Source organism: Mobiluncus mulieris ATCC 35243, from assembly GCF_000160615.1.
Lineage (GTDB): Bacteria > Actinomycetota > Actinomycetes > Actinomycetales > Actinomycetaceae > Mobiluncus > Mobiluncus mulieris.
The window spans coordinates 141,890-144,982 of sequence record NZ_GG668518.1 but is presented as its reverse complement, the minus strand read 5'-3'; the positions used below and the strand labels follow the sequence as shown (position 1 = coordinate 144,982).

Genomic DNA, 3,093 nt, shown 5'->3' with positions numbered 1-3,093 from the left:
TGGATCGGGTGGCGGCCTGGTTGACGCCAAATCCCGGCGGGGTTGGACCCATGACCCGGGCGCTACTGCTGGTCAACGTGGTCGAAGCGGCGGAACGCGCAGCCGGACTGGCGTAGTTATTCCCATAATTTAATTTAAACAGTGTTCCCGGTCGGTTTCCGACCGGGAACACTGTTTATGAGGTCAGCTGCTAGCGACGTGCCCGGCGCCGAGACGCGACCATCAGGGCTCCGCCAGTGAGGAACACAATCATGGCTCCGCCGGCCAGCGTTTCGGCAGACGAACCGGTAGTCGCCAAAGCCTTATGGGGACTCTGCACTGCCGGGGGTTGGGGCGCAGCCGGAGTAAATACTCCCGCGACCGGAGGCTGCGGTTCAGTCGGGGTAGCGACAACTCCCGCGACTGGAGGCTGCGGCTCAGTCGGGGTAGCGACAACGCCCGCCACTGGAGGCTGCGGCTCAGTCGGCGTGGTGACAACCCCTGCGACCGGAGGCTCAGGCTCGTTGGGAGGGACTGCAGCCCCTCCCGGAATGGGATCTGGGTCAACACTCGGCGTATCCGGAGTGACCGGTGAATTTGGATTCACGGGGTTTGGCGGAGCGGGCTTCGGCTTGATGTCCATAGTTAAGGAAATACCCTGACTCTGGGGGCGAGTGGAATCGGTGCCGTTCCCGATGAGATTGCCCTCTTCCTGGCCTTGCAGGGTATACCAAGACCTAGACAGTCCTCCCATGAAACCACCAAAATACATCGCTTTTTCACGTCGATTTGTGCTGCTAAATCCGCCGATGGACAGGTATCCTGTAGTGCGGAACTCCAACGTAGCCTGGTTTTCGGAGGCAACGTGGTCCTTAACCTTGACTCCAGAGATAACCAAGCCCAGCGGTTTATTTGCGTAGGCCTTGAAGCCGTCCTTCAGACGCGAGTAGGCGCCTTTTTTACTATCTCCTGTTTTATAAAACTCATTCAACGCCAAAGTAATAGCCAGCCGTTTTTCGGAACGTAACACGCTGACAATCCGGTACAACGGTTTGTCTCCGCCTTGAGGCTCCAGTTTGTAAGACTGCGGGTCGCTGGGCATTTCCAGGTATTCCGGAACCAAAATAATCGTCTGAAAGTTGGAATCGGCTTCACCGTATGTCAGATTCTCGTCTTTAACTCGCTTAACTTTTTCCTGCCAGTTTTCCAGTGCTTGCAGTCCCACGGTGACATCCAGATTGCTTTTAATATCCAGGGTATCCCCGGAGTCTACCTTTAGAGTGTCATCGTGCTGGGTCGTGTAGTCTTTGTCCACAGAGAGTTTCCCCAGGGCATCGCCATACATACTTTTAAATCCGAAGTCGCCATAATCCAGCTGTGGAATTTCACTGTCCGCAACGTCTTTGACCGTGAAGGCAGGGTCGCTTGGCTCTGCCGGAGCGGGCGTTGCCGGAGTCTCTGTAGTTGGAGCGACGGGAGTAGCAGTGACGCTGGGTGTCGGGTCTGGAACCGAAGTGGGCGCCGCATCGGATTGTTGGGAAGAAATTTCATCCGTGGGGGGAATAGTTGTTTCGGTTGCAAAAGCAGCCGGGGCAATACCGACCATGCCCAGTCCCAGGGTCAAAGTAGCTGAGGAGCCAATCACTAAAGCGCGGTTACTGAAACGAGTTAATAACCGGGAATCACATTGAAAAATTTTCGTCTTAATCATCTCTTTCTAATTCATTCGCCGGGCAGTTCTTTAGGCATTTCCCAGGCGATTAACACCACCTACATACATTCTATCGTCAGTTATCCCGCGCGATTAGAAATTTTTCAGAAATTCAGAGAATATTTCTGAATGCAGGCTGGAGACGTGGGAATTACTCCGGAAAGTCGTAAGCTACCGTGACAGGGGCATGATCCGTGAAACGGGCATCATAAGCCGGGGCGCGATACACCGCAGCCGATTGGGCTTGCCCTGCCAGACCGGGGGTAGCCATGTGATAATCCAGACGCCAGCCCGCGTTATTGTCATAAGCCTTACCGCGCCACGACCACCAGGTATAGGGTCCGTCCGTGTCCCCGGCGAGGGCTCGTCCTACGTCTACGCAAGGCAGTCTCTTACTCCCGGACAGTGTGTCTGCCATCCATGCGTCTAAGAACGCAATCTCTTCATCCATGACCCCGGAGGTCTTATTGTGATTAGGTTTCCAGTTTTTAATGTCCCGGGCAGTACGCACAATGTTGAAATCCCCGCAAATCAGGGCCTCCTGCGGAGTATCGGAGCCCGCTCCCGCCATAGCGCGCGCGCTCAGCTGCTGCACCCGTTCGCCAACTCGATGCAGGAATGCAATCTTTTGTTCCTGCTTTTCCGTGCGCAACTCCCCGGAATGCAAATAGGCGCTTACCAGGGTAAATGTTGTTCCCTGAGGTTCGTGAATGGCAGCCTCCAACCAGCGTCCGGAATCCACATCCGGTTCCCCACCGACCTCCGCATACAAATCCGGGGGGAGACCCTCGGTAAGCTGACCAATCTCCCAGTCGGAATCACGTCGTGCCCCCAGCGCCACCCCGGCACGACCTTTCACCCGGCAGGGCCACACGTGCACGTCCCAAGCCGGACCAAACAAGTCTTGTGTGTCTTGGGGAGTGGCGCGTACTTCTTGCAGGCACAACAAATCTGAATCGTCATTTTCCAGCCAGTCCCCAAATCCTTTACGGAAAGCCGCCCGGACACCATTGACATTAACTGTGGTTACTTTCATGGGTTACCTCCGAATCAGTTTCTGAGACATCACACTCGGGGCAACAGGGCGTCCCGACAGGTGGTGTTTCTCGGCAGCGGTAGCAAAACGATGAGACTGGTCCTGGTGGCTCCAGATGACCTGCTGAGACAGACGCCAAGCGGCTTCTTCCTGGGCAAGCGACCAGATTCGACCGGAGAGCGGATCGTGAGGCCAAAACAGGCTGGTGGGAGCTGAAACAGTCACGAAATTTGGGCGCTCGGAAAATTGCGGAAAGTCCCTCTCCGGAGCGGGAGCCGCCGGAGGGTTCGCAATCCAGCACGACATATACAGGAACAAGCGGCACAAGACATTGACCCACAGGACAATCGTCAAAATTAGGGTAAAC

Annotated in this window: 2 protein-coding genes and 2 pseudogenes; 1 reads left to right on the top strand and 3 read right to left on the bottom strand. The window is 55.6% G+C overall.

Features of this window, described 5'->3' with window-relative positions; translation table 11 throughout:
• Nucleotides 1-116 (top strand): annotated as a pseudogene (locus tag HMPREF0577_RS10615) (bifunctional methylenetetrahydrofolate dehydrogenase/methenyltetrahydrofolate cyclohydrolase); the annotation flags it as partial.
• A gap of 74 nt (nucleotides 117-190) precedes the next feature.
• Here the strand turns inward: HMPREF0577_RS10615 and HMPREF0577_RS00585 are convergent.
• From HMPREF0577_RS00585 to HMPREF0577_RS10610, 3 genes and pseudogenes are all read right to left on the bottom strand, one after another.
• Nucleotides 191-1,690, bottom strand: coding sequence for a hypothetical protein (locus HMPREF0577_RS00585; RefSeq protein ID WP_004011688.1), 1,500 nt, complete (start codon nucleotides 1,688-1,690; stop codon nucleotides 191-193).
• 151 nt (nucleotides 1,691-1,841) lie between these two features.
• Nucleotides 1,842-2,726, bottom strand: coding sequence for an exodeoxyribonuclease III (locus HMPREF0577_RS00580; RefSeq protein ID WP_004011687.1), 885 nt, complete (start codon nucleotides 2,724-2,726; stop codon nucleotides 1,842-1,844).
• A gap of 3 nt (nucleotides 2,727-2,729) precedes the next feature.
• Nucleotides 2,730-3,093, bottom strand: a pseudogene (locus HMPREF0577_RS10610) (YihY/virulence factor BrkB family protein); the annotation flags it as partial.

Coding starts and splice junctions, on each gene's coding strand:
- HMPREF0577_RS00585 (WP_004011688.1), bottom strand. CDS start 1,690: ATGATTAAGACGAAAATTTTTCAATGTGATTCCCGGTTATTAACTCGT.
- HMPREF0577_RS00580 (WP_004011687.1), bottom strand. CDS start 2,726: ATGAAAGTAACCACAGTTAATGTCAATGGTGTCCGGGCGGCTTTCCGT.